The sequence below is a fragment of the Bacillus sp. LH1 genome, assembly GCF_057924895.1.
Window position 1 is genome coordinate 4,556,891 of record NZ_CM175007.1, and the last position, 25,192, is coordinate 4,582,082.

Here is a 25,192-nt window from a genome sequence, read left to right on the forward strand (position 1 = left end):
TCTTCACATATGAACAGCTCTTGGCCATTCATGGTACATATTCGCTTTACATAATGCTTGTTCCATCCATTGCTCAATCTCTTTCGTATACATTTCTATGAAAAATGTCTCAGACGGGAAAGAATGGAGTACTTCTGATATATATTGTGGATATAAAAACGGCATACTTATCATACCTTTTAATTGCGTCATAAACATTGTAAATGATACTTTCTGAAATTCTTGTTTCATTTGTCCTTGTCTAATCATTTGTTCTATATAATATCTTTCTTTAGAAAAATAAACGGTCATCACTTCACGAATTAATGTCGTATCAAGCGAAAGCTCTCGGTAGAAGAAACGTGTTAGTTCTCTATTTTCAAATTGATATCGTAAAATCCCGCGCACCATTTGCACCATTACATCTTTAGCCGACAAATACTCTCTCTGTTCAAACGACATTTCAATCACATGAATATATCCTTCTAAAAAATCAGTAATAAGCTGTTCTAATAAACCTTGCTTCCCAGCAAAATAATATGAAATATTCGCTACATTCACATCCGCTCGCTTTGCAATGTCTCGCACCGACGTTCCATCATAACCTTTCGTATTAAACAACGATATTGCCGCATCAATTACTTTTTGTTTCGTCTGCTTCATGCGCTCACTTCCCCTCACTGAACAGCTATAGTTTAAATTTCTTGACTTTTAAGACAAATTCCTTTAATTTTCTATCGACAAAGTCATGTGAAATACATCGTATTTTGCTAATATTTTACACATCTCGATAAAAAAGGAGCTGTTTCCATGTTTACTAAAGAAAGTTATGCAGGATCTCGCGTGCAGCAATATGAGACAGTAATTAAACAACTGGATGCGTTATTAACTGGCGAATCAAACGTAGTCGCAAACTTATCAAATGCGTCCGCATTATTAAACCAATTTTTAGATCGCGTTAATTGGGTTGGCTTTTACGTAACAGAAGGAAATCAGCTTGTCCTTGGACCGTTCCAAGGAATGCCTGCTTGCGTACGCATTCCATTTGGACGAGGCGTTTGCGGCGTAGCAGCTGAAACGAAAACAACACAGCTTGTAGCAGACGTTCACCAATTCCCAGGTCACATCGCTTGCGATAGTGCTTCTAATTCAGAAATCGTTGTACCGATTGTGAAAGAAGGAGCTGTCATTGGTGTACTTGACATTGATAGTCCTGAAAAGAATCGTTTTGATGAAGTAGATCAGCGCTATTTAGAAAAGTTTGTGGAAACACTCCTAAAACATATGTAAAAAGAAAAGAGCGAGTTATCGATTTAGTACGCCCTGTACAAAACCGATAGCTCACTCTTTTTTCATTGATTTACAGTAGATATTTTCTTTAATGCCTGCTCTAAATCAGAAACGATATCCTCCCACGATTCTAAACCGACTGATAAGCGTATTAAATTATCGAAAATGCCCATTTCTTTTCTTAGTTCAGCTGGAATCGCAGCGTGCGTCATCGTTGCTGGATGCTGAATTAACGTTTCTGTATCTCCTAAACTCACCGCAATTGTAATAAAGTGAAGATCATTAATAAACGCTTGCGTCTCTTCTTTTCCGCCTTTTACTGAAAAAGAAATAACACCGCCCCCGCGTTTCATTTGACGAGATGCTAACTCCCCTTCTGGATACCAAACACCTTCTACCGCATCATGTTTTCTTAGGAACGATACAATTTTTTCTGCATTATCACAATGACGATCCATTCTTACTGCTAACGTCTTTAACCCGCGTAATAATAACCACGCATCAAACGGTGCCATAATACCACCGATATCCTTTCGCATCGGGCGAATCTTTTCAGCTAATGCTTTCGTTTTACAAATTGTTACGCCTGCTACAACGTCACCGTGACCACCAATATATTTTGTCGCACTATGCACAACAGCGTCACAGCCAAGCTCAAGCGGTCTTTGTAAATAAGGTGAACAAAATGTATTATCAACAATAACAAGTAAGCCATTTCGCTTTGCAACCCGAATCACTTGTTTTAAATCAATTAATTTCATTGTCGGATTAATCGGTGTTTCAACGAAAATAAGCTTTGTATTTGGGCGAATTTTATTTTCAATATCAACCTCTGTCTCCATATCACAAAACGAATGCGTAATCATAAATTTTTCTTCTAACACTTCTAAAAAACCGTACGTGCATCCGTATAATCCATTTGAACAAATAATATGATCTCCAGCCTTTAAAAAACCGATTAAAGTCGCTGAAATAGCTGCCATACCAGATCCGAAGGCAAGTGCCTCTTCTCCTCCTTCTAACACCGCCATACGTTCTTCAAATAATTTCACAGTTGGATTTCCAAGCCGTGAGTAAATATAAGATGGATCCACTCCCGCAAAACTCGCCTCTCCTTGCTGCGCAGTCTCAAATGTAAATGTAGAAGTTTGAAATAAAGGTGGTGTTAAACTTCCTTTATGTTCCTCAGGTTTATAACCGTGATGAATTAACGCTGTCTCCATATGCTTCTTTTTCATAAAAACATCCCCCTTATGTTTTTATTGCCGCATATTCATCCATAAAAATTTGATGAACGTTTTCCTTCATTTTATGTAAGCGTTTTATTTGTGTTTCTATCTCTTCTTCTATATTGTTTTAAATTCCTTCTTATATTAATTTCCAAAATTTATATGCATAAAACAAAAACGTACTCGCTTGACGAAACTCTGGGTAAAAGATATAATAGCGTTTGTGTAAAATAAAAAGGCAGCCTTGTAATGTGAGTTTATCGTTTGTATTTTGTTCCTCTACGGAGGTGTATCTCGTAACTCCCTGCTGCTGGAGCGAAGGTACATGAAAACAAAATGCCCGTAAATATCGATTACGTCTGTTTTTATTTTACGTAAATAAAAACATTTTTAAAGGAGGAGTCAACTATGGCTCGTTATACAGGTCCAGCTTGGAAACTGTCTCGTCGTCTTGGAATCTCTCTAAGCGGCACAGGAAAAGAATTAGAAAAACGCCCTTACGCACCAGGTCCTCACGGTCCTAACCAACGTAAGAAACTTTCAGAATACGGTTTACAATTACAAGAGAAACAAAAACTTCGTCACATGTACGGCATGACTGAGCGTCAATTCCGTCGCACATTTGACCAAGCAGGTAAAATGCCTGGTAAGCACGGCGAAAACTTCATGATCCTTCTTGAAGCTCGTCTTGACAACTTAGTTTACCGTATGGGCTTAGCTCGCACTCGTCGTGCAGCTCGCCAATTAGTAAACCACGGTCACATCATGGTTGATGGCGCTCGCGTAGATATCCCATCTTACCGTGTAAAACCTGGTCAAACTATCAGCGTTCGCGAAAAATCTAACAACCTTGTTGTTGTTAAAGAAGCGATCGAAGTTAACAACTTCGTACCAGAATACTTAACTTTCGATGCTGACAAATTAGAAGCTACTTACACTCGTCACGCTGAGCGTTCTGAGTTACCAGCTGAAATCAACGAAGCATTAATCGTAGAGTTCTACTCTCGTTAATCTCGGTACTCTGCAAAGAGTATTATTAAAAGCCTTAGGAACCTTGTTTATCAAGGGGCCTGGGCTTTTTTTATTGAATATAGCCGATTATATGTATAAAAACAAAACAATGTAACAAAATAAAACTTAACCCTCTCTCTAGAATTTCATCCATTTTTTATCCACATTAATAAAAACCTCCCCCCTTCTTCTAACACTAAAAAAACACTACATTCTACCCCACAACTCATTTTTCTTTGCTGTACTCTCCTTTTGTTAACATGATTTTTACAACGTATTTATTTGTACATAATCTATACCTTCCCTTTTTCTATTTACATTCAACTTAAAAACCTCTTCATCACCCGAGCATCTGAATAAGATTAAAAAAACTTAATGAACAAGTATCTCTTTAACCGCAGAATTATCAGAATATTACATTTACATCCCCTTCCTTAAATTGGTATTATTTTCTTGTAAGAGGAGGGAAAGTTCATGTCTTTAAATATGTATCTCGGTGAAGTACAAGCTCAAACAGAAAGTATGAACTCTTTCTGTACCACTACTATTCAAGGTATGGAACAAATTATTCATTCTATTGATGCTTTTGCATTGGATACTGTTCTACAAGGACAAACATATAGCAGTGCAAAAGCATATTTCTTACAAACCTTTCGTCCGTTAGCACAAGGAATCATTTACTTATGCGAAGAATTAATCCGTCAAAATGATGCTTTTCCAAGAGACTTTCAATCACAGGTCGCTTCTACAGATGTTATCGAACAGGAGATATTAGAACAAATTCGAGAAATTGACCGAATGATAGCAAGTACGGAAGCAATCAATCAAGCTATGCCTATCTCGGGCATGGCTGCTATAGTAAATCTATTTGCTGACATGAGGCGTAAACTTCAAGAAAAGCTAGAGCACCTATATGAATTTAATCAAACATCTAGTGATAACTATAATACAGCGATTCAATTAGCCGCTAGTATCACGACAGGTTTAGCTGAAGTACAAAGCGGAAAAGGTTTTAGTCCCGTCAGTGGTACATTTAGTACACAAAGGTTGAATATGGAATGGATAGCCTCTATTCAAAAAATTGCAGAGGAAAGAGTTCAAGAAGCCGAAATAAAAAAAGAAATTGAAGAAAAAATGGCTTTGCAGGAACAAGAAGCTAATAGACCATGGTACCAAAAAACAGCTATTGGCGCTTGGGAATTCTTCCAAGGAATTTGTAATTCAGCTGCTGAAAACTTTACAGGCGTAGAATTACCAATGGGCAATGAATTAGAAAACAAAACAACCTTTCAAGTCGGAAATCTTGTGGGGAATTTTGTATCAGGGGTAGGATCTATTTTTGAAATTTTGGGCGGTATAGCTATTGTAACAGGATCAAATGTTGGAACCGTATTGTTAGAAGGAGTAACTTTCGGGGCAGCATCACCAATTGTTATCCCAGCTGATTTAGCTCTTACAACCGCTGGAGCAGGTGTTGCTACACATGGTGCATTTGTATGGTATAATACCGTTCAAAATAGTATCGATACTTTGCAAAGGTTTCAGTATTCTTTTGGTAAGTCTGGCGAAAGAGTTATGCAGACAGTAAAACCTAACTACAAAGACTATGTAAAAGCAGAGAAAGGACAAAGACCGCCAAATTTTACTCCTAAAGGAGCTAAGAGAGGTGGAGCTTTCAACGAAGCTAAGAGAGCAAGCGGTATTCCTGTTAATGAACAGCCAACTAAGGTGACACCAGCTGTAGATAAAAGAGGGAACCCTATTCCTGGAAGAGACTATCATTTCAAAGATGGTAAGATTATAAGAGAGCATTCAGGCGGTCATACTTATCCAGATGATCCATCTCAAAATAGAGGATCACATTTCAATGATATACATGGGAATCATTATGACTATTAAAATTGAGGTGGTAAAATGAAGTGTTGGAATGAAGTAGAAGAAGATGCATTCTCATACTACAAATGGTTTAGTAAGGATGAAGCAATCAAAAGAGTCGGGAATTTACCAAATTTAAGTTTATTCAGTGTTAATGGCTCCATGTTATTTAGCTCAGATGAAAAAAAACAATTCAAAGAAGTATGTGGCACTGAAATCAAGCAAGTATTTATGAAACATGATTTGACTAATGTCTACAAATTCTACTTGCTTGCAGCTATTGAAATCAAAGACAAAAACTCTAAAATTGAAAAATACCGAAAGGTATGGAAAGCTCTTCAAACCAAATGGAAACTTGAGGGATTTAATAAGGGTCCAGAAGTTGAAATGGAAACTGGAGGAACAACTTTCTACTCAAGTATTGCAGAGTTTTGTCTTGAGAAACTTCCAGATGCCATTGAAATAGTTTCTAGTAATCCTAAAAGATTTACAATCATTGCAAGTAAAAATAATGATATAATTGCGGAAGAAAATGTTAGAAAAATCTTCAAAAAAGCATTTAATGAATATAACAAATGGAAAGATGAAATAGATTATTTTAACCTTTCCATTCATCTCTGCCCAAAAGATGATATAGTTTTTAGATGGGGAGATTCATTAGAGGAAGCGGAAATAGCTGCTATATTTAAAGGAGATATACTTACACTTTTAAATAGCTAACTGCAAAATCTTTCTAAAAATAACTACATTTTAATTAACAATTATAATATTTGAATAGAATTAAAATAAGAAAAATCCGACTCACAAAAGACGGATTTCTTCATGTATCTAAAATGTATACTGCTTTATTTGATCTAATACTAAAAATTAGGGAGGAGTAATTTTTGGCGTATTCATTAAAACCTGAAATACAAGCCAGTCTTACAAAAATTGATTTTATTAAGAGATATAAAGCCTTATCAGAAAAATTTTCTGATAGAGAAAATACATTTGAAAACTATGAAAATGAAAAAGCAATTGAAGTATTTGAGTCTCTTGGCTATAAAGCTCGTTTTATGAAAAAAGAAAACTTTTTTAGAGTAGGAGAAGTAAAAAACAAAGATATCTATACTTTCAGGTTCAATATTAGCTTGAAATATGGACTCGTTGAATTTATTTGGGAGGCATGGCACACTGGTGAAGTTAGAACTGGAACATCTTGGGCTATGTTTGTAGACGTATTATCCAATGATACAGAAAAAATACTTCGTCCATGCTTCCACAGTTACGATGAACTCAAAGAAATCATGAAAATTGCCTTTGAAATGTACGAAGATTTTAAGCGAAAATTAATTCCTATTTATTCATAATTTAAAAAGCTACCGAAGACACCAAAACAGTTACTTCGAGTAGCTTTTATTTATATATATTAAAGTTATTTATTTTCCTCTTTTTGAACATATACATAAGCATCTTTCTGCTCTTTATGTATATCAACCTTCGAATTCTCTGCAAGTTGACCCGCGTTTAGCAAAGAAAAAATAATCAAAGCTTCTAGTGACATTTCGTTTTACCACTCCTTTCTAATTGTTATACGTTTATCATACCGCTTACATGTGATTTCCGTATGAACTCGAAAAGGAGATTAAAACAAAAAAGCTTTGAGGAATTTCCTCAAAGCTTTTTATTTATTAGTAACGAATTAAGAAATATTTCTTCTTACCGCGGCGAATGATTGTGAATTTACCTTCGATGCGGTCGTTTTCTGTTACAACGTAGTCTAATGCTTGTGTACGCTCACCGTTTACGTAGATTGCGCCGTTCGTTACATCTTCACGTGCTTGACGTTTTGATGGAGAGATTTTGCTTTCTACAAGTAAGTCGATTAATACTGTATCTTCTGCAGTACGTTCTACAGATGGTACGTCTTTGAACCCTTGTTCGATTTCGCTTGCAGTTAGTTCTGCTACAGAACCGCTGAATAATGCAGCTGAAATTTTAATCGCTTGTTCTAATGCTTCTTCGCCGTGAACAAGTTTTGTCATTTCTGCACCTAATGCTTTTTGTGCTGCACGTTTTTCTGGCGCTTCAGCTACTTGCTTTTCAAGCTCAAGAATTTCTTCATGAGATAAGAATGTGAAGTATTTTAAGTATTTAACAACATCACGGTCATCTGTGTTAATCCAGAATTGGTAGAATTCATAAGGAGTTGTTTTCTCTGGGTCTAACCAAATTGCGCCGCCTTCTGTTTTACCAAACTTCGTACCGTCAGATTTAGTAACAAGTGGAATTGTTAAACCGAATGCTTTCGCATCTTCTTCTGATTTACGGATTAATTCAAGACCAGCTGTAATGTTACCCCATTGGTCACTACCACCGATTTGTAGACGGCAATTATGTTGTTGGTATAAGTTTAAGAAGTCGTATGATTGTAAAATCATGTAACTGAACTCAGTGAATGAAATACCAGTTTCTAAACGAGATGCTACTGTATCTTTTGCTAACATATAGTTTAAACCGAAGTTTTTACCGATATCGCGTAAGAATGAAATTACATCTAAGCTACCAAGCCAGTCGTAGTTGTTAGCCATCGTTGCTGGGTTGTCCACGTTTTCAAACTCTAAGAAGTTTGAAAGTTGGTTTTTAATGCTTTCTGTGTAGTAAGCAACTGTATCTTTCGTATTTAATGTACGCTCTGCTTTTTTACCACTTGGATCACCGATCATACCAGTACCACCGCCAACAAGTGCGATTGGTTGGTGACCAGCTAATTGGAAACGACGTAACATTAATACTGGTAACATATGACCAATGTGTAAGCTATCTGCTGTCGGGTCGAAACCACAGTATAATTTAACGCTTTCTTTTTCTAATAATTGCTCAAGGCCCTCAGCATCTGTTTGCTGATTAATTAGACCGCGAAATTCAAGATCTTGTAAAATACCCATATCCTACATACTCTCCTTTAAGTTCATTACTGGCGTGAAGGTTGAAAACATAAAAAAATCGCCCCTTCAAATAAGGGACGATTTTGATTATCGCGTTACCACCCTAGTTGCAAGCAAAAAAAAAGCCTACCACCTTATTTACATAACGGCTTAGCACCGTCTTTTCCCTTTTGAATACAATTCAATCGAAAAAAGATGCTCTAGGGGCGTAATTCGCGATCATCTATGTGCTGATTTTCACCGGCCATCAGCTCTCTAAAACAGGGAAATGATCACTACTTCTCCCTTTCCACGCTCAATTATTCATATACTTTTCTTTATACCATCATTTATATAGGCGTGTCAAATAGAGGTCAGGTTTCCCTTCTTGTCAATCCTTTACAACGTCGCAAGAAGTAATTTATTAGACATATAAAAGCCTCCCTCATCTATTCTTTTATAACTGTATACAGACGAGGAAGGCACTTCGTTCAAATATTATTTTAGTTTTTTTATAATCTTTGCAGGATTCCCGCCAACTACTACATTATTAGGCACATCTTTCGTTACGACAGCACCAGATGCGATCACCGCATTGTCTCCAATTGTTACACCTGGATTAATAATTGCTCTTCCGCCAATCCATACGTTATCGCCAATTGTAACTGGTTTTCCGTATTCTGATCCGCTTATACGCTCTACTGGATCAAGCGGGTGCGTTGCTGTATAAATGTGAACACCTGGAGCTAACATACAGTTCACTCCGATTGTTACCGGGCATACGTCTAAAATCGTACAGTCAAAGTTCGCGTAAAAATTTTCACCGACATGAATGTTATAGCCGTAATCACATCTAAAAGAAGATTCAAGATGAATATTATCTCCTGTCGTTCCAAATAATTCTTTTACGATTTCGCTACGCTCTTTCAATTGCTCTTCTGGCGTATCATTTAATTTTCTCGTTAATATACGTGCTTGCTCTCTTTCTTGTACTAAAACTGGATCAGCCGGTATGTACATTTCTCCTAGTATCATCTTTTCCTTTTCTGTTTTCATCATACTATCCTCTTTAACTTATATATACAAGTTCATGATATCATAAAAAAGAAAGGCCTGAACATTTTTCGTTCAGACCTTTCCCTCTTAATCTTCCATCGTTGATAAGTCACCTGTTGGTAAATTCAGCTCCCACGCTTTTAATACGCGGCGCATAATTTTACCACTTCTCGTTTTCGGTAATTTATCTCTAAATTCAATTTGTCGTGGCGCTGCATGAGCTGCTAGGCCTTTCTTTACAAATTGACGAATTTCTTCTTTTAATTCATCAGATGGTTCGTATCCTGCTCGAAGTGCGATAAATGCTTTAATAATTTCGCCGCGCACCGGATCAGGAATACCAATTACACCAGCTTCTGCAACAGCAGCATGCTCGATTAATTTACTTTCTACTTCAAACGGACCAACGCGCTCACCTGACGTCATAATTACATCGTCGATACGTCCTTGGAACCAGAAGTATCCATCTTCATCCATATAGGCAGAGTCACCTGATACGTACCAATCTCCCGGCATGAAATAAGATTCATATTTTTGCTGGTTATTCCAGATCCCGCGCATCATAGATGGCCAACCTTTCGCAATTGCTAAGTTACCCATTGTGTAAGGAGGCACTTCATTTCCTTCATTATCAACAATCGCTGCTTTCACACCTGGAATTGGTTTACCCATTGAACCTGGACGGATTTCCATACAAGGGTAGTTACAAATTACTTGTCCACCTGTTTCTGTCATCCACCACGTATCATGAATACGAAGTCCAAATGCATTCATACCCCAGCGAATTACTTCTGGATTTAACGGCTCACCAACGCTTAATACGTGACGAACTTGTGATAAGTCATATTTTTTAATTGCGTCTTGTCCAGCTCCCATTAACATACGGAATGCTGTTGGTGCGCTGTACCAAACCGTCACACCGTAATCTTGCAGTGCTTCATACCAAGCTTCTGGACTAAAGCGTCCACCTAAAATAACATTTGACGCTCCAACTAACCACGGTGCGAAAATACCGTAAGCTGTTCCAGTTACCCAGCCCGGGTCAGCAGTACACCAATATACATCGTCTTCTTTTAAATCTAATACCCACTTCGCCGTTTGATAGTGCTGAACCATTGCGTTTTGCGCATGAAGCACACCTTTTGGCTTACCAGTAGAACCAGACGTGTAATGTAGAATCAAACCGTCTTCACGGCCTAACCATTCAATATGTAATTCTTTTGAAGCTTGTTCAAATAACGGATTGAACGCTACCGTTTTACCGCCTTCTTCTACATTATCTCCAACAAGGAAAACTGTTTTTAAAGCCGGTAAATCATTTAATGGTACGCGCTCTAATAATTCAGGCGTTGTAATTAACACCTTTGCTTCGCTATCTTCTAAGCGATCGCGAACTGCGCCTTCCATAAATGCTTCAAATAGCGGTCCAACAATTGCTCCTAATTTCACTGCACCTAAAAGTGCGAAATATAACTCTGGAGAACGTGGCATAAAAATAAAAACGCGATCGCCTTTTTCTACATCGCCATAATTCTTAAGGACGTTTCCTGCTTTATTAGAAAAATCCTTCATTTCCTTAAATGTATATTTCTCTTTTCGCGATCCATCTTGATAATAAAGAGCTACTTTATTCTTTCGATCGGATTTCGCATGCTTATCAATTGCCTCATACGCCATATTTACTCGGCCTGTTTCATTCCAAGTAAAGTTTTTATTAACCTCTTCCCAGTTAAAATTCGCGTATGCCTCATCATAATTCGGCAAATTATTTTCTCCTTTAATGACAGGAAGCGTTTCTACTTTCATACTTTACATCCCCCTCCTATGTATTCTATTATCTATTATAATGACATTATTTAAAATTTTCAGTATATTTGTTGATTTTTAGACAAATTTTTAATGACAAATTTCGATTCACATCGCATATATTATAAAGTACGATATTAATAGATTCACAAACCCTCAAGGTGGTGAGCAATACATTGATTCATAAAAAAATATATAATGCTAGAAACTTAAAAACAGCGAAAGGCACTTTAATTATTGAAGGTCCTGTCTCTACACATAACTTAGAAATGTATGAGTTTCATCCAGACTTAATTGCGTTTCGTCCTGCCGAGCAACAATATAAAGCAATTGTCGAAATTTCTAAATTACCAGAAGCTCGTCTCATTATTGCTAGACATGACCAAACAATTGTTGGATATGTTACATACTTGTATCCTGATCCACTTGAACGATGGTCAGAAGGAAAAATGGAAAACTTAATTGAGCTTGGGGCAATTGAAGTAGTCCCAGCCTTCCGCGGGAGTTCTGTCGGAAAGAACTTACTAGAGGTTTCTATGATGGACGATTATATGGAAGATTACATTATATTGACGACTGAATATTATTGGCACTGGGATTTGAAACAAACAGGATTGAATGTGTGGGAATACCGAAAAGTAATGGAGAAGATGATGAATGCTGGCGGGTTACAATGGATGGCTACAGACGATCCTGAAATTTGTTCACATCCTGCCAACTGTTTAATGGTCCGCATCGGTAAACGCGTTGATACGGATTCTATTCAAGCTTTTGATCGTCTACGTTTTCACAATCGTTTTATGTATTAATAAAGGGGGCAACTGGAATGATTGTAGAAGAAATTATGAATCAAAATGTAGTTACATTACATCCAAACGATACAATCGAAACAGCAATCCGAACGATACGCACGAAAGGCATTCGGCACATTCCAATTGTCGATCAAAATAATCACGTCGTAGGCATTATTTCTGATCGGGATGTAAGAGATGCAAGTCCGTCTATTCTAGATGAACAAGTTTCACTCGATATGCTACAGCAACCGCTCGAACTTATTATGAAACATCCTGTTATGACTTGCCATCCTCTCGATTTCGTTGAGGAAATTGCTACTTTATTTTTTGAAAATAAAATTGGCTGTCTTCCTGTTACAAAGGCCGGGAAGTTAGTTGGAATCATTTCTGAATCTACAGTATTACACACGTTAGTAAAATTAACAGGAGCACATCAACCAAGTTCGCAAATTGAAATTCAAGTAAAAAACGAACCTGGTATTCTTGGAAAAGTCGTTGCTATTTTTAGTGATTTACAAATAAATATCGTGAGCGTTCTCGTCTATCCAGCAAAAGATGAGAATGATAAAGTACTCGTTTTCCGCATTCAAACGATGAATCCTCTAAAAGTGATTGATGCACTTGAAGCAGAAGGCTACCGCGTATTATGGCCAAACATCATGGGGATGCAGGCATGAGTAGCGCGTTTATTTATTCGGATGACTTCCGGGGCTATTCATTTAGCCCTGATCATCCTTTTAACCAACTGCGCGTCACACTTACGTATGATTTATTACAAAAGGGCGGTTTCATCTCTCCCTCTCAAATCATCTCACCACGGACGGCTACAGATGAAGAAATCGCCTACGTTCATACAGAGGAGTACATAAATGCGGTAAAACGTGCTGGAGAAGGAAAGTTAGAAAAATCAATTGCAATGACATATGGACTCGGAACAGAAGATACACCGATGTTCCCAAATATGCACGAAGCAAGCGCATTGCTCGTTGGTGGTACATTAACAGCTGTCGATGCTGTTCTTTCCGGAAAAGTAAAACACGCACTTAATTTGGGCGGCGGCTTACATCACGGCTTTCGCGGCAAAGCATCTGGCTTTTGTATTTATAACGACAGTTCTATCGCAATGAAATATATTCAAAAGAAATACGGTTTACGCGTCTTATATATTGATACAGATGCTCATCACGGTGATGGCGTACAGTGGTCGTTTTATGATGACCCTAACGTATGCACCATTTCACTACATGAAACTGGTCGCTATTTATTTCCTGGAACTGGCGCTGTAAATGAACGCGGACAAGGTAATGGCTATAGTTATTCTTTTAACGTTCCACTCGATGCTTTTACAGAAGATGAATCGTTCTTAAAATCATATCGAACTGTTGTAAAAGAAGTTGCAGCGTACTTTAAACCGGATATTATTTTAACGCAAAATGGTGCTGACGCACATTATTATGACCCACTTACGCATCTTTGTGCGACAATGAATATTTACCGCGAAATACCGAAGCTCGCTCGTGAAATTGCTAATGAATATTGCGACGGTCGCTGGATCGCTGTCGGTGGCGGTGGCTATGATCACTGGCGCGTCGTTCCAAGAGCTTGGGCACTCATTTGGCTCGAAATGAACAACATCCAAAACATCTCAGGTTATCTCCCTCCAGAATGGATTGAAGCTTGGAAAGGACAAGCAGAAACAGAACTTCCCCTCACATGGGAAGATCCAGACAACATGTATAAACCTATCCCCCGTAAACCAGAAATTGAAGAAAAAAACGCATTAACTGTAGCGAAATCCCTTGAAATTATTCGGAATAATATGACAAAATCTTTATACTAAACGAAAAGGAGGCTCGTTTTTGAATAGCCTCCTTTTATTTATTGTCGGTTTCTGTCGGTAAGTCGATATATTTTAATAATCGCTGATATATTTCGAAATGCGCCGATATATTTTCATTTCATAACAGCCTGGCCCAACTTTTATGAGAAAAGGTAGTGATATTATGTGGAAACGACAAATGATCCACACGAAACGTGGTACATTTGAACTCTTTACAAAAGGAGATGGCGAATCGCTTTGTATTACACATCACTATTCACAATTTAATGAAACTGGTGATTACTTTGCGGATGTTTTTACTGCTACGCATCGTGTATTTCTCATTAATTTACGAGACGCTGGTAACTCTTTAAAAGCCAATTCAGAAAAAGAATTAAGCATGATTGAAACAATCCACGACTTGGAAGCCATACGAGAAGCATTACAACTTCCAACATGGCATTTCGCTGGCCATTCAACAGGTGGTATGCTTGGACTTTTATATGCAATTACATATCCACATTCCTTACAATCATTAGTCGTAGCAGGAGCTGCAGCAAGTAACTATACCGAAACACCATTCTGCATTTATCACCCAGCACATCCACAGTTTCATTATATGCAAAAACTCATCGAAAACTTAAAAAGCCCTCACCTTACAAATGAAGAACGGAAAGAACTATCTACTAAGAGAACAAAATTATCATTGTATAAACCAGAAAACTACAACTCTTATTTTTGTAAACCAATCAATAAAACAATGTCCATTAGCCGGATGAATGCTTTCGCCAATGAATATCCTTCATTTGATTTAAGAGAGAATTTACCTTCCATCCAAACAAAGACACTTATTATATGCGGAAGATATGATGTACAGTGCCCAATTCAATATTCTATCGAGATACATGATGGGATACGTAATTCTATCTTCATTCCATTCGAAAACAGCAACCATTATCCTTTTTTAGAAGAAGCTGCTCAGTTTACTTCTACTACTCAAACATTTTATAAATCGTTATTACCATTATTATCAATAAAAACTAAACACTGACAAAAAGCTCATAGCCTCTATACGACTATGAGCTTTTTTCAAATGAAATATTTCACACTAAAAACAACTAAAAAAACAAAAGAAATAACAACTAAACCCACATCAAGTAATACCGACTTTTTATCTCTATCTTTTAAACTTACCTTAGAGCTAGAAATGCTTTTAATTACCCAAAAGATCGCAAAAAAGAACCAACCGAAATGATCATTCGTAGAATCTTCATCATAAAACATTTGTATTGCACCAATAATCAATAAGATAAGTACGATATTAGTTCCAATCTTTAAAGTCTTATTTGATTTATTATCTTTTAATATATCCCCCAACATATAGCTCGCTCCCTATGCTCTCCTCTGTTTTGTTTCTCTTTACATTTTAACACAAATTACCTATTTCTTCCTTTTCATTCGAATAACATACAAAAAACCTGCCAATTACTCGGCAGGTATATTACACGTTAAAACGATAACCAGCTCCCCATACCGTTTCAATATATTGCGGGTGAGCTGGATCTCTTTCAATTTTTTCACGTAGCTTTCTAATATGAACGACAACAGTTGCTAAATCACCAGCAGAGTCTAATCCCCAAATGCGTTCAAATAGCTGTTCTTTATTTAATACTTGATTTGGGTTTGTGACAAAGAATGTTAATAAATCAAATTCCTTCGTTGTAAATGCCACTTCTTCATTGTTTATAAAAACTTTCCTCGCTCGTTGATCGATAGAAATTCCGTGAATATATAACGTATCGCGTTGCTTACTTACATTTCCTAATAATCTTTCATAACGAGAAATATGTGCTTTTACTCTTGCGACTAATTCACTCGGGCTAAACGGCTTCGTTATATAATCATCCGCTCCTAATCCGAGTCCGCGAATTTTATCTATATCTTCTTTTTTTGCTGAAACAAGTAGAATCGGAATATCTTTTACAGCACGTATTTGTTTACAAATTTCGAATCCGTTCATTTTCGGAAGCATAATATCTAAAATAATTAAATCATAGTCTTCTTGCAGGGCTATTTGTAAACCTGTTTCTCCTGAATGCTCTACATCAACTTGGAAATCATTAATTTCTAAATAATCTCGCTGTAATTCTGCAATACTTACTTCATCTTCTATTAATAAAATTCTTTTCAATTTACTCACCACATTCCTCTACTTTTTCCAATGAGAAGAAAATGCTTGTGCCTTTACCAAGCTCGCTTTCCGCCCAAATTTCCCCGCCATGTTCTTCAACAATTTGCTTCGCTATTGCTAAACCAAGTCCACTTCCACCTGTGCTAGAATTCCGCGATTGTTCTGCACGATAAAAACGTTCAAAGATATAAGGTAGCGTATCAGATTCTATACCTGATCCATTGTCCATCACTTTCACAATAACTTTATTATTATTACTCGATACTGTTACAGTAATTTTCTTCTCTTCTTTATCCATGTATTTCACACTATTATGAATTAAATTTGATATAACTCTATTTATCTTTTCGCAATCAGCCGTTACATATAGTGGTGATGTATGTAATTGCAAGTTAACTTCTATACCTTCTTTACTTAAATCCATTTGCATCTCTTCGATTAACTCTTGCATAAACGTATTCAATTCAACCGTTTCAAACTGAAAGGGAACTCGATTCAAATCGAGCTTTGAGAATAAAAATAATTCATCAATAAGTGTATCCATATGTCTTGCTTTCGTATGGATAGTTGTTAAATACTTATCCATTTTTTCTGGCGTATTTGCTACTCCGTCCTTTATTCCTTCTACATATCCGATAATTGATGTAATCGGTGTTTTTAAATCATGAGAGATGTTTGAAATAAGCTCTTTTCGATTTTCTTCATACTGTGTTTGCATCTCTATCGATTCTTTTAATCTCTTCCTCATTTCCTCAAATCCTTGATTTAATTGCCCTATTTCATCGTGTGATGTAACTGGTATTTGAAAATCTAAATTTCCTTCTTTAATTTTCTCCGTTGCGCCTTTCAATACAAAAATTGGTTTTATTACACTTCTTGAAACGAGGTAACTTAATAATCCAATGAGTAAAATGGCTAGTAGTAAGAGCGCTACGAATAAGATTGGAAATAATTTTTGTGTAAGATCTACAAATGAACTTTGCTTTTTTAATACAAATATACTTCCCTCTTCTTCCTGAGGAAAATAAAAATCAAACTTTACATATCGATAAAATGTATCGCCTAGTTCCGTTGTACCACGACTATTAATATTTGCTGATTCAAATTTCGGAAGGGCTTCTTTTAAAGATACACTTTCAAATACGTTTGAAGCATATGAAAGTGTTTCTCCTTTTCTTACTACTATTTTCACACCCTCTTTTTCTATTGCTGAGACAAACGACTCATCTAACAATTGAGATTGATGCTGTTTAGCTGCTGACTTCAACTCAAGATAGGCATTCTCTTCTTCTGGTGTAAGCGGCTTTTGAATGTAAGAACTTTTATAGAAATTTTTCACTGCTTCCAAGTCACCTGTTATCGAAAAAACGATTAAAAATCCCGCGACTAATATAAGCGTAATGGAAACGAGGATAACAGCAATATAAGAAAATAAAAACCTTGTTTTAATAGACATATCTTAAATCCTCACTTTACCCCGCATTAACGGGCAGTAAGATCCCGACCTCAAAATTCAGAGAAAGCAAAGAAGTTAAGTGGGGGATCAACTGCCCATAAAAGCCCGATTGGTTCAACTAATAATCAGTGGGGGATGAACAAAACCCCCACTGATTAAAGTTTCACTTTATCAAACCTTATTATTTATAAGCATAAAAATATATGTTCAATTACTCAAGCGATTTTATAGTAATTTTAGCGTCAGTTTATAAAAATTTAATGTTCCTATTTTACAGTTGAAATTAGGAGGTTGAAATTCCATGTTCAAAAAAACATTCAATATGATATGTTGCGTAATTTTTTTACAAGGATGCTCGCAAGAACAAGAAGTAAAAAAGGAGATGACAAACATGGAGACTGCACTACTAGCAGCTACTGAAAAAAATGAAACGAATACTGTTATATCTTTACTAAAACAAGGCGCAAATATAAATGCGACGGATAGTCAAGGACGCACTCCGCTTATGATTGCTACATACAAAAATGATGTAAAAACCGCAAAGGCGCTTATCAAAGCCGGTGCTGACGTAAATATTCAAGATGACATGAAAAATAATCCCTTTCTATACGCCGGTGCGGAAGGTTACTTAGACATTTTAAAACTAACAATTGATGCTGGTGCAGATCCTACGATTACAAATCGTTACGGCGGAACAGCTCTTATCCCAGCTTCAGAACATGGCTATATTGACGTCATAAAAGAACTCCTCACTCGAACAAATATTGATGTAAATCATGTAAATAACCTGGGATGGACAGCTTTAATGGAAGCCATCGTACTAAGTAACGGAAACGAAACACAGCAACAAGTCATTCGCCTTCTTATTGAGCACGGTGCAGATGTAAATATTCCAGACAATGATGGTGTTACCCCGCTAGAGCATGCTCGCGCTCATCACTTTGAGGAGATAGAGAAGATTTTGTTAGAAGGCCGTAAGTAAAAAGCTAATTTTTGCCTTCCTCCCCCACCCTATGCTACATTTAAGCCGTTACATTAATATTAATAGGGTGGGAATAAACATGAACAAACCTAAAATTGGGATGATTGGACTTGGAAGTATTGCGCAAAAGGCCTATCTTCCAACACTTACAAAAGAAACTGATTGGAATTTTGTAGGGGCGTTTACACCTAACGCAGAGAAAAGAAAACAAGTTTGCCAGCAATACCGAATTCAAGACTTTCATTCTATTGAAATGTTAGCTTCGGAATGCGATGCAATCTTCGTTCATAGTTCAACTGCATCGCATTATGAAATCGTTTCTGAACTTCTAAAAAAAGGGATCGACGTTTATGTTGATAAACCGCTAGCAGCTACAGTGGAACAAGCTGAGCAACTAGTCGAGTTAAGCGAGAAGTATAACCGAAAATTAATGGTCGGATTTAATCGCAGATTCGTTCCTATGTATGTCGCTGCCAAAGAACAGGCTAATGATATTTCATGGATTCGAATTGAAAAGCATCGTACAAATAAAGTCGGGCCATATACGTACGACTTCACTATGTTAGATGATTATTTACACATTGTAGATACCGCTCGCTGGTTAGCTAATGATGACCTTAACGCCGTTCACAATATGATGCAAATCAATGAAAAGAATGAACTTCTTTACGGACATCATACATATACAACTCCAAGTGGACTGTTACTTTCTACTGCAATGCATCGCCATGCCGGTACAAATTTAGAACAAATTGAACTTGTAACGCCAGGGAAAATCATTCGCGTAAAAAATATGAATACATTTGAAATTGAACAGGAAAACTCAGTTTCACAAAGTGGTTCCCCATCATGGGATACGACGTTAAAACAACGTGGTTTTGAAGATGCTGTTCATCATTTTATTAAGTGTGTACAAGGCGATACAAAGCCTGTTGTAGATGGATTAGAAGGATTAAAAACGCAACAAATGCTACAACCTTTACTAGATGATGTAAACAAAAATTAAAACGGATACATTTTTCAGAATTTACTTTCATTCCCATTCCCTCTTTATTTCTCTCGTAAATTTCTATAGAATATGTTGATAGGAATTATAAATTTCATAATGAATCGTGGAAAGGATGGGATTAACACATGTGGAACGAGTTTAAAAAATTCGCTTTCAAAGGGAATGTCGTTGATTTAGCTGTCGGGGTTGTAATCGGTGCTGCATTCGGTAAAATCGTTAGTTCTTTAGTAAAAGATATCATCACACCATTACTTGGTATGGTATTAGGTGGCGTTGACTTTACAAGTTTACACTTTGGATACGGTAAATCTGCTGTTATGTATGGTAACTTCATCCAAACAATTTTTGACTTCTTAATTATCGCAGCTTCTATCTTTATGTTTGTTAAAGTTTTCAACAAACTAACATCTAAAAAAGAAGAAGAAAAAGAGGAAGAAATTCCAGAACCAACAAAAGAAGAAGAACTTCTTGGCGAAATTCGCGACTTACTAAAACAGCAAAACTCTTCTAAAGATAGAGCATAATTGAACGGATAAAAAGGCATGTCCCCTCGGGACATGCCTTTTCTATATGCTATAACGTTTCCGAATTCATATGAATAAATAAAATAATACCAGCAACCATAAGTACCATAATGCTACCTGCAAATAGTGTAATACCAATAAACATTAAACTTGTGCTCATATCTACTGATACACTTTCAATAAAAATAGAAATTACATACGTGATAAGGGCAATTCCTGCAAGAATACTTCCTGGAACAAATCGCTTTAAACCATTTTGTTTTAACGTCATATATGCAAAAATAGCAGTCATACAAAGCGTAATTATCCAAAGAACGATCATCTCTTTTCCCCCCTCACAAGCCTTTTCTTTCTATTATACATGACATTGCCCTATAATAGTTAAATTTGCACTTATGTGACATATAACAAGGAATAGCCCCATCTATAGCGAAGGCATTATAACATACACTTATACAATAAGGAGGCTTTCATTTGGAATATACTACTACATATAAATTAGAGCTATCCGAACGATTCGATTATGTTACGATTGACTTAGACAAACAGTTTTTTTACATCGAAGTTGTAAATTTACAAAGTAATATAACTGTACTAAAAATATCAATTAACTTACAAAAAGACGAAACGATGGTAGAGGGAAATATAATTCATTATGATACTTTTCACGTAGATGCATTATTACAAGGATTGAAATATGTTGCTCGAACATGTATTAATCACAATTTAAAAAACCAAAAGGAACTGTTTGCATTTTTAGAAGAAAATTAGCTCCAACAAAAAAATGGTTATTTTTTCTTTTTATTGATATAATTGTTATATAGAAATATTCTTTATAAGGGAGTGTTCATAATGATTTGGATTTCACTAATCGTATTAGCTTATTTTATCATTCTCGTCCCAATACAGTACAACTACATTAAAATGCTCAAAGAAAAACAGAAAAAAATGAGTGTCTCACAAAACGAACTATATGACAACATGTCTTATGAAGAATCCCAAGTACATTACCATTATCAAAGTAACGTATTTACAATACCTGCTTCGCTTGTCGCAAGTATTATTTATAAAGTGAAACATGCAGCATAATCTGTACGCTGTAAAATTATTATTTGAGTCTGTTCATTCTGGTGAGACTGATTCTACGAAAATTGATGAGTATTATGAAGAGAATCACGATACACTTTTTGAAGAAAGTATTATTCTTGTTAAAGCAAACAGTTTGGAAAAAGCTCATGCACTAGGCGAACAAATCGCTATACAGTCTGAGCATACGTACGATAATAAGTACGGCCAGCAAATAACATGGACGTTTCGAAAACTATTGCATGTGTTTGAATTAGACGATACCCCATTTGAAACCGGAAAAGAATTGTATGCAAGATTTTTACACGTTAAGAAAGACGAAATGGTAAATGCAGTCGTACAAAAATACTATCCTGAATACGAATAAAAGCTCACAGCAATCGCTGTGAGCTTTTTTATACTTACTTCGTTGAATCTCTAAATTGGATACGGTGAGGTAAGATAACAGTGTGATCTTCCACTTTTTCTTTGTTCATATACTTTGTTAATAGACGCATTGCTACTGCACCGATATCATACATCGGTTGAACAACTGTTGAAAGCTGCGGACGAACCATTAATGCAAGGCGTGTATTATCGAAACCAAGTACTTCTACGTCAGTTGGTACGTTTAATCCAGCGTCTTGTGCTGCATGGATTACACCTAGTGCCATTTCATCAGAAGATACGAAGATTGCTGTTGGCTTTTCATCATTGCTCCAAAGCTTTTCGAATGCTTCGATACCTGAGTCATATGTGTAATCTCCATCGATTACAAGATTTTCATCATATGAAATACCTGCTTCTTCTAAAGCTTTTTTGTAACCTTGTAACTTCTTCGCGCTTCCCGCTTTATCAATGAAAGGACCAGAGACGAAACCGATACGTTTATGTCCTTGCTCGATAAAGTGCTTCATTGCATCATAAGCTGCTTGTGTATAATCAATATTTACTGATGGCGTTTCATTTTGCTCATCAAATGATGCTGCTAATACAATTGGTACTGGAGATTTTTTAAATTCTTCAATGTGAATGTCTGTAATATCTTCACCCATGAAAACAATTCCGTCCACTTGTTTTCCAAGCATCGTATTTAATAAATGGAACTCTTTCTCTTTGTTTTGGTCAGAGTTACTTAAAATGATGTTATATTTGTACATTGTTGCGATATCTTCAATTCCACGAGCTAGTTCTGCATAAAACGTATTTGAGATATCAGGAATAATAACACCTACTGTAGTTGTCTTCTTACTTGCTAGTCCACGTGCTACCGCATTTGGGCGGTATCCTAAACGATCAATTGCTTCTAATACTTTCTTTCTTGTTGTAGGCTTTACATTTGGGTTACCGTTCACAACGCGTGATACGGTAGCCATTGAAACGTTCGCTTCACGCGCTACATCATATATTGTTACGTTCATCTCATCGCACACTCCTTCTATTTTTGTTATCTATTTTTATGTATCGGTTACTTGAATGAAAAAAAGACATCAACTCTATTTGCAGATGCCACCAATCGTCCCGAGTTCTTCCTTTTACTAATGATACGATAAAAACGCAGGCTCATACAATATTTTCCCGCAAAAGTTTCGAAAAAATTCGCTTCTTTTCTCGTATTTTCGTATTTTTTATGAAAAAAGGGCATTTTTTGTAAAAAAATAGATGTTTCCTTAGTAGAAATCTTATTTTAAGCAGTACGATAGTAAATGAAATTTATATCGGCGATTTTTCGAATATATCGACTGTAACTCGAAATATATCAGCGATTTTCCAAATATATCGACCGCAACTCTAATTATATCAGCGATTTTTTAAATATATCAACTTACCAACAAAAATCGACAATGACAGTCGCTATACAATAGGAGAAAGCTGTTCCAAAATGCCTTTTTGGAACAGCTCATTAAAAGTTTTTATAATTTACTTCCAAATGATTTTAATTCATTCATAAAATCATTGAACTGCGGTATATTCATTTGTTGCGCTGCATCAGATAAAGCTACAGCTGGATCTGGATGTACTTCAGCCATAATTGCGTCTGCACCAATTGCCATCGCTGCTTTTGCAGTTGGTAAGAGAAGGTCACGTCGCCCTGTAGAATGCGTTACATCGACAACGACAGGTAAATGTGTTTCTTTCTTTAAAATCGGCACAGCGGAAATATCAAGCGTATTACGCGTCGCTCTTTCATACGTGCGAATACCTCGTTCACATAAAATAATGTTCCCATTTCCCTTTGCCATAATATATTCTGCCGCATTAATGAATTCTTCAATCGTTGCTGATAGACCACGTTTTAATAATACTGGTTTATTCACAGCACCAGCTGCCCTTAGCAAATCAAAGTTTTGCATATTGCGAGCGCCAATTTGAATAACATCAACGTAATCTAATGACATCTCAATATCATTCGGATTTAAAATTTCACTAATAACAGCCAAATCATATTCATCTGCTACCTGGCGCAAAATTTGTAATCCCTCTAATCCAAGACCTTGAAAATCATACGGTGAAGTACGTGGTTTAAACGCACCACCACGCATTAATTTCAGACCTTGCCCTTTCATTGCTTCAGCAACTTGACGTACTTGTTCATAACTTTCCACTGCACACGGTCCCATAATAAAATGCTGATTTCCGTCACCAATTTTTTCACCATTAATTTCAACAATCGTATCTTCTGTTTTTTTCTTACGAGAAACAAGTAATGCTTTACGATGATCGTCTTCTTGTAATTCTAAACCAGCTTGAAAAATTTGTTTGAAAATATGTTGTAAAGTCGAAGTTTCAAATGGACCATTATTATTCTCTGCAATTAAATCCAGCATATTTCTTTCACGTACAGGATCAAAACGTTTCACACCTTGTACTTCTTTTAAATTACCAACTTCTTGTACGAGACGACCTCTTTCGTTTAGTAACTCTAATATTTGTAAATTAAGTTGATCAATTTCAGAACGTAAACGACCTAATTGTTGTGATGCCATAAGAAAGCCACCTCTTTCAAATTCCTATATGTTACTTTTTTAAGATAATTTATTATAGCTGATACATATACGATTGTCACACGATATACAGCAAGGAATTACTATCAAAAAACATTATATATTTTCATTTAAAATAAAAAAAAGACAGTTTACATACTGTCTTTTTTTACAAGAAGGAAACAAACGGTTTATCACTGTTTTTCTCTTTTATAATAACGGCCTCAATTTTACTCTCGGACTTGATCTGTAATTGTACTTTCGCATCTTTAGGCAATTTGTCTAACATGCCTTGAGCAGCCAATTGGGTAAGAGCCATTAATTCTGTTTTACCGTTATATTTAATAACAATATTCATATTTAATGTATCCATTTGATCTTTCTTATAAGAAACTTTAGCGTTGACTGGAATAAAATCTCCATTAGAAAAACCTTTTATTTCCTTAGCAAAGTTATTTATTTTTATATTATCTTCTCCATGTGCTTGTGTAAATTCATCAGAAGGATATGAATACGACTTTTCATCGATCGTACTCCAATTTCCAAGGTTCGTATCATTCTTTTGAACAGTAGCACTAGCAATATACGTACCATTTTTTAAAGAACTTGTACTTTCTTGCTTAAAGATAGCAAACGTAATTGGAGATTTGTTATATTTATCATTTTTGTTAATAGCTTCAATAAGTTGTTTAGCAACTTCAGTCCCTTTAGACATAGCCTCTTCATTCGATACACTTGAAGACATAGCTAAGCCAATCATAACACCAGATAAACTTAATTCATTTGAATTCTGTTTTCCGAAATAATCTTGTTCTATAATATTTGTCAAAACTGGCGCTTCTACTTTCGCAACTAGTTCATCAATTAGTTTCTCTGGAATATACTGGTTTAATTGCAGTACGTGACTCTCTGTATCAAATTGCTGCGTTGCAATATTTATTAAACCATTTTCATACTCTGCTAAATCTAATTTAGAATTTGTTTTTATATTAGCTGTATTAATAACCTTTTGTTCTTTTAAAGGAATAACAGTTCTATAATAATCTTTAGAAACAGCAGTTCTCGGAATCATACTTTTTTCTTTTGTATCTTTTTGTATAACTTCATCCTTCTTACTAATCGTATTACTATTGTTACTACAAGCTCCCAGTAATAAACTTACGACTGCGAAGGATAATGCCATTTTCTTCATTACTTAAAACCTACTTTCAACAAT

Annotated in this window: 28 protein-coding genes and 1 other annotated feature; of the genes, 15 read left to right on the forward strand and 13 right to left on the reverse strand. The window is 36.0% G+C overall.

Annotated elements, in window-relative coordinates:
- Positions 1-3 precede the first annotated feature (3 nt).
- Positions 4-642, reverse strand: coding sequence for a forespore capture DNA-binding protein RefZ (gene refZ, locus ACX9TM_RS23560; protein ID WP_000814923.1), 639 nt, complete (start codon positions 640-642; stop codon positions 4-6).
- 147 nt (positions 643-789) lie between these two features.
- Between refZ and ACX9TM_RS23565 the strand changes: the two genes are divergently transcribed.
- Complete coding sequence (locus ACX9TM_RS23565; protein WP_000494340.1) at positions 790-1,269, forward strand: GAF domain-containing protein; 480 nt, start codon at positions 790-792, stop codon at positions 1,267-1,269.
- 62 nt (positions 1,270-1,331) lie between these two features.
- Here the strand turns inward: ACX9TM_RS23565 and megL are convergent, their stop codons facing one another.
- Positions 1,332-2,507, reverse strand: coding sequence for a methionine gamma-lyase (gene megL, locus ACX9TM_RS23570; RefSeq protein ID WP_063220471.1), 1,176 nt, complete (start codon positions 2,505-2,507; stop codon positions 1,332-1,334).
- 399 nt (positions 2,508-2,906) lie between these two features.
- Here megL and rpsD point away from each other — a divergent pair, with 399 nt between their 5' ends.
- The 4 genes from rpsD (at position 2,907) to ACX9TM_RS23590 (ending at position 6,733) form a co-directional block, all read left to right on the forward strand.
- Positions 2,907-3,509 carry a 30S ribosomal protein S4 gene (gene rpsD / locus ACX9TM_RS23575; protein WP_000135312.1) on the forward strand — a complete coding sequence of 201 codons (603 nt, stop codon included), beginning with the start codon at positions 2,907-2,909 and terminating at the stop codon, positions 3,507-3,509.
- Between the two features lie 474 nt (positions 3,510-3,983).
- Positions 3,984-5,408: a T7SS effector LXG polymorphic toxin gene (locus ACX9TM_RS23580; RefSeq protein ID WP_063220457.1), complete on the forward strand. Its 1,425-nt coding sequence runs from the start codon at positions 3,984-3,986 to the stop codon at positions 5,406-5,408.
- 15 nt (positions 5,409-5,423) lie between these two features.
- The gene (locus ACX9TM_RS23585; RefSeq protein WP_000650400.1) at positions 5,424-6,104 is read left to right on the forward strand and encodes a hypothetical protein; all 681 of its coding nucleotides are present in this window, start codon (positions 5,424-5,426) and stop codon (positions 6,102-6,104) included.
- A gap of 164 nt (positions 6,105-6,268) precedes the next feature.
- The gene (locus tag ACX9TM_RS23590; protein ID WP_065381853.1) at positions 6,269-6,733 is read left to right on the forward strand and encodes a hypothetical protein; all 465 of its coding nucleotides are present in this window, start codon (positions 6,269-6,271) and stop codon (positions 6,731-6,733) included.
- A gap of 65 nt (positions 6,734-6,798) precedes the next feature.
- Here ACX9TM_RS23590 and ACX9TM_RS23595 read toward each other — a convergent pair whose 3' ends face one another.
- The 4 genes from ACX9TM_RS23595 to acsA all read right to left on the reverse strand — a co-directional run bounded on the left by ACX9TM_RS23595 (position 6,799) and on the right by acsA (position 11,152).
- Positions 6,799-6,927 (reverse strand): hypothetical protein, encoded by a 129-nt coding sequence (locus ACX9TM_RS23595; RefSeq protein WP_000050940.1) that lies wholly within the window; start codon positions 6,925-6,927, stop codon positions 6,799-6,801.
- A gap of 127 nt (positions 6,928-7,054) precedes the next feature.
- The gene (tyrS, locus tag ACX9TM_RS23600; protein ID WP_000512086.1) at positions 7,055-8,311 is read right to left on the reverse strand and encodes a tyrosine--tRNA ligase; all 1,257 of its coding nucleotides are present in this window, start codon (positions 8,309-8,311) and stop codon (positions 7,055-7,057) included.
- A gap of 70 nt (positions 8,312-8,381) precedes the next feature.
- Positions 8,382-8,612: a binding site (T-box leader), on the reverse strand.
- Positions 8,613-8,788: 176 nt separating this feature from the next.
- The gene (locus ACX9TM_RS23605) at positions 8,789-9,349 is read right to left on the reverse strand and encodes a maltose acetyltransferase domain-containing protein (protein WP_002026426.1); all 561 of its coding nucleotides are present in this window, start codon (positions 9,347-9,349) and stop codon (positions 8,789-8,791) included.
- An 84-nt stretch (positions 9,350-9,433) separates the two neighbouring features.
- On the reverse strand, positions 9,434-11,152 hold the full coding sequence (gene acsA / locus ACX9TM_RS23610; RefSeq protein ID WP_000862049.1) for an acetate--CoA ligase: 1,719 nt from the start codon (positions 11,150-11,152) through the stop codon (positions 9,434-9,436).
- 176 nt (positions 11,153-11,328) lie between these two features.
- On the opposite strand from acsA, the gene acuA reads away from it, so the two are divergent.
- From acuA to ACX9TM_RS23630, 4 genes are all read left to right on the forward strand, one after another.
- The gene (gene acuA / locus ACX9TM_RS23615; RefSeq protein ID WP_000581388.1) at positions 11,329-11,961 is read left to right on the forward strand and encodes an acetoin utilization protein acetyltransferase AcuA; all 633 of its coding nucleotides are present in this window, start codon (positions 11,329-11,331) and stop codon (positions 11,959-11,961) included.
- Between the two features lie 17 nt (positions 11,962-11,978).
- Positions 11,979-12,623, forward strand: coding sequence for an acetoin utilization AcuB family protein (locus tag ACX9TM_RS23620; RefSeq protein ID WP_000634583.1), 645 nt, complete (start codon positions 11,979-11,981; stop codon positions 12,621-12,623).
- Complete coding sequence (acuC, locus tag ACX9TM_RS23625) at positions 12,620-13,786, forward strand: acetoin utilization protein AcuC (protein WP_000092832.1); 1,167 nt, start codon at positions 12,620-12,622, stop codon at positions 13,784-13,786. The genes ACX9TM_RS23620 and acuC overlap by 4 nt, the downstream gene beginning before the upstream one ends.
- Before the next feature lie 142 nt (positions 13,787-13,928).
- Entirely contained in the window at positions 13,929-14,816 is an 888-nt protein-coding gene (locus ACX9TM_RS23630) for an alpha/beta fold hydrolase (RefSeq protein WP_002041890.1), read from the forward strand.
- Positions 14,817-14,854: 38 nt separating this feature from the next.
- On the opposite strand, the gene ACX9TM_RS23635 is transcribed toward ACX9TM_RS23630, so the two are convergent.
- The 3 genes from ACX9TM_RS23635 to ACX9TM_RS23645 form a co-directional block, all read right to left on the reverse strand.
- Positions 14,855-15,145 (reverse strand): hypothetical protein, encoded by a 291-nt coding sequence (locus ACX9TM_RS23635; RefSeq protein WP_000900162.1) that lies wholly within the window; start codon positions 15,143-15,145, stop codon positions 14,855-14,857.
- Positions 15,146-15,266: 121 nt separating this feature from the next.
- Entirely contained in the window at positions 15,267-15,956 is a 690-nt protein-coding gene (locus tag ACX9TM_RS23640; RefSeq protein WP_002195828.1) for a response regulator transcription factor, read from the reverse strand.
- Between the two features lies 1 nt (position 15,957).
- Positions 15,958-17,412 (reverse strand): sensor histidine kinase, encoded by a 1,455-nt coding sequence (locus ACX9TM_RS23645; RefSeq protein ID WP_000023865.1) that lies wholly within the window; start codon positions 17,410-17,412, stop codon positions 15,958-15,960.
- A gap of 301 nt (positions 17,413-17,713) precedes the next feature.
- Here ACX9TM_RS23645 and ACX9TM_RS23650 point away from each other — a divergent pair, with 301 nt between their 5' ends.
- The 3 genes from ACX9TM_RS23650 to mscL all read left to right on the forward strand — a co-directional run bounded on the left by ACX9TM_RS23650 (position 17,714) and on the right by mscL (position 19,927).
- Complete coding sequence (locus ACX9TM_RS23650) at positions 17,714-18,394, forward strand: ankyrin repeat domain-containing protein (RefSeq protein WP_065381852.1); 681 nt, start codon at positions 17,714-17,716, stop codon at positions 18,392-18,394.
- 79 nt (positions 18,395-18,473) lie between these two features.
- Positions 18,474-19,400 carry a Gfo/Idh/MocA family protein gene (locus tag ACX9TM_RS23655; protein ID WP_065381851.1) on the forward strand — a complete coding sequence of 309 codons (927 nt, stop codon included), beginning with the start codon at positions 18,474-18,476 and terminating at the stop codon, positions 19,398-19,400.
- Positions 19,401-19,528: 128 nt separating this feature from the next.
- On the forward strand, positions 19,529-19,927 hold the full coding sequence (gene mscL / locus ACX9TM_RS23660) for a large conductance mechanosensitive channel protein MscL (protein ID WP_000267011.1): 399 nt from the start codon (positions 19,529-19,531) through the stop codon (positions 19,925-19,927).
- A gap of 49 nt (positions 19,928-19,976) precedes the next feature.
- Here the strand turns inward: mscL and ACX9TM_RS23665 are convergent, their stop codons facing one another.
- Positions 19,977-20,249, reverse strand: coding sequence for a DUF3917 domain-containing protein (locus ACX9TM_RS23665; RefSeq protein WP_000636589.1), 273 nt, complete (start codon positions 20,247-20,249; stop codon positions 19,977-19,979).
- Between the two features lie 152 nt (positions 20,250-20,401).
- On the opposite strand from ACX9TM_RS23665, the gene dhp61 reads away from it, so the two are divergent.
- From dhp61 to ACX9TM_RS23680, 3 genes are all read left to right on the forward strand, one after another.
- On the forward strand, positions 20,402-20,698 hold the full coding sequence (gene dhp61, locus ACX9TM_RS23670) for a protein Dhp61 (RefSeq protein ID WP_016125924.1): 297 nt from the start codon (positions 20,402-20,404) through the stop codon (positions 20,696-20,698).
- Between the two features lie 81 nt (positions 20,699-20,779).
- Positions 20,780-21,016, forward strand: coding sequence for a DUF3949 domain-containing protein (locus ACX9TM_RS23675; RefSeq protein WP_000637902.1), 237 nt, complete (start codon positions 20,780-20,782; stop codon positions 21,014-21,016).
- Between the two features lies 1 nt (position 21,017).
- Entirely contained in the window at positions 21,018-21,380 is a 363-nt protein-coding gene (locus tag ACX9TM_RS23680) for a DUF4288 domain-containing protein (RefSeq protein WP_033693599.1), read from the forward strand.
- Between the two features lie 34 nt (positions 21,381-21,414).
- Here the strand turns inward: ACX9TM_RS23680 and ccpA are convergent, their stop codons facing one another.
- The 3 genes from ccpA to ACX9TM_RS23695 form a co-directional block, all read right to left on the reverse strand.
- Complete coding sequence (ccpA, locus tag ACX9TM_RS23685; protein WP_001103297.1) at positions 21,415-22,413, reverse strand: catabolite control protein A; 999 nt, start codon at positions 22,411-22,413, stop codon at positions 21,415-21,417.
- 492 nt (positions 22,414-22,905) lie between these two features.
- A complete protein-coding gene (locus tag ACX9TM_RS23690) occupies positions 22,906-23,979 on the reverse strand; it encodes a bifunctional 3-deoxy-7-phosphoheptulonate synthase/chorismate mutase (RefSeq protein WP_000168209.1) in 1,074 nt (357 codons plus the stop codon).
- A gap of 166 nt (positions 23,980-24,145) precedes the next feature.
- On the reverse strand, positions 24,146-25,168 hold the full coding sequence (locus ACX9TM_RS23695) for a CamS family sex pheromone protein (RefSeq protein WP_063220453.1): 1,023 nt from the start codon (positions 25,166-25,168) through the stop codon (positions 24,146-24,148).
- Between the last annotated feature and the right edge of the window lie 24 nt (positions 25,169-25,192).

Bases quoted from the DNA above. Each gene is read 5' to 3' on its own strand.
- refZ (WP_000814923.1), bottom strand. From the start codon at position 642: ATGAAGCAGACGAAACAAAAAGTAATTGATGCGGCAATATCGTTGTTT.
- ACX9TM_RS23565 (WP_000494340.1), top strand. From the start codon at position 790: ATGTTTACTAAAGAAAGTTATGCAGGATCTCGCGTGCAGCAATATGAG.
- megL (WP_063220471.1), bottom strand. From the start codon at position 2,507: ATGAAAAAGAAGCATATGGAGACAGCGTTAATTCATCACGGTTATAAA.
- rpsD (WP_000135312.1), top strand. From the start codon at position 2,907: ATGGCTCGTTATACAGGTCCAGCTTGGAAACTGTCTCGTCGTCTTGGA.
- ACX9TM_RS23580 (WP_063220457.1), top strand. From the start codon at position 3,984: ATGTCTTTAAATATGTATCTCGGTGAAGTACAAGCTCAAACAGAAAGT.
- ACX9TM_RS23585 (WP_000650400.1), top strand. From the start codon at position 5,424: ATGAAGTGTTGGAATGAAGTAGAAGAAGATGCATTCTCATACTACAAA.
- ACX9TM_RS23595 (WP_000050940.1), bottom strand. From the start codon at position 6,927: ATGTCACTAGAAGCTTTGATTATTTTTTCTTTGCTAAACGCGGGTCAA.
- tyrS (WP_000512086.1), bottom strand. From the start codon at position 8,311: ATGGGTATTTTACAAGATCTTGAATTTCGCGGTCTAATTAATCAGCAA.
- ACX9TM_RS23605 (WP_002026426.1), bottom strand. From the start codon at position 9,349: ATGATGAAAACAGAAAAGGAAAAGATGATACTAGGAGAAATGTACATA.
- acsA (WP_000862049.1), bottom strand. From the start codon at position 11,152: ATGAAAGTAGAAACGCTTCCTGTCATTAAAGGAGAAAATAATTTGCCG.
- ACX9TM_RS23620 (WP_000634583.1), top strand. From the start codon at position 11,979: ATGATTGTAGAAGAAATTATGAATCAAAATGTAGTTACATTACATCCA.
- acuC (WP_000092832.1), top strand. From the start codon at position 12,620: ATGAGTAGCGCGTTTATTTATTCGGATGACTTCCGGGGCTATTCATTT.
- ACX9TM_RS23630 (WP_002041890.1), top strand. From the start codon at position 13,929: ATGAGAAAAGGTAGTGATATTATGTGGAAACGACAAATGATCCACACG.
- ACX9TM_RS23635 (WP_000900162.1), bottom strand. From the start codon at position 15,145: ATGTTGGGGGATATATTAAAAGATAATAAATCAAATAAGACTTTAAAG.
- ACX9TM_RS23645 (WP_000023865.1), bottom strand. From the start codon at position 17,412: ATGTCTATTAAAACAAGGTTTTTATTTTCTTATATTGCTGTTATCCTC.
- ACX9TM_RS23650 (WP_065381852.1), top strand. From the start codon at position 17,714: ATGTTCAAAAAAACATTCAATATGATATGTTGCGTAATTTTTTTACAA.
- ACX9TM_RS23655 (WP_065381851.1), top strand. From the start codon at position 18,474: ATGAACAAACCTAAAATTGGGATGATTGGACTTGGAAGTATTGCGCAA.
- mscL (WP_000267011.1), top strand. From the start codon at position 19,529: ATGTGGAACGAGTTTAAAAAATTCGCTTTCAAAGGGAATGTCGTTGAT.
- ACX9TM_RS23665 (WP_000636589.1), bottom strand. From the start codon at position 20,249: ATGATCGTTCTTTGGATAATTACGCTTTGTATGACTGCTATTTTTGCA.
- ACX9TM_RS23675 (WP_000637902.1), top strand. From the start codon at position 20,780: ATGATTTGGATTTCACTAATCGTATTAGCTTATTTTATCATTCTCGTC.
- ccpA (WP_001103297.1), bottom strand. From the start codon at position 22,413: ATGAACGTAACAATATATGATGTAGCGCGTGAAGCGAACGTTTCAATG.
- ACX9TM_RS23690 (WP_000168209.1), bottom strand. From the start codon at position 23,979: ATGGCATCACAACAATTAGGTCGTTTACGTTCTGAAATTGATCAACTT.
- ACX9TM_RS23695 (WP_063220453.1), bottom strand. From the start codon at position 25,168: ATGAAGAAAATGGCATTATCCTTCGCAGTCGTAAGTTTATTACTGGGA.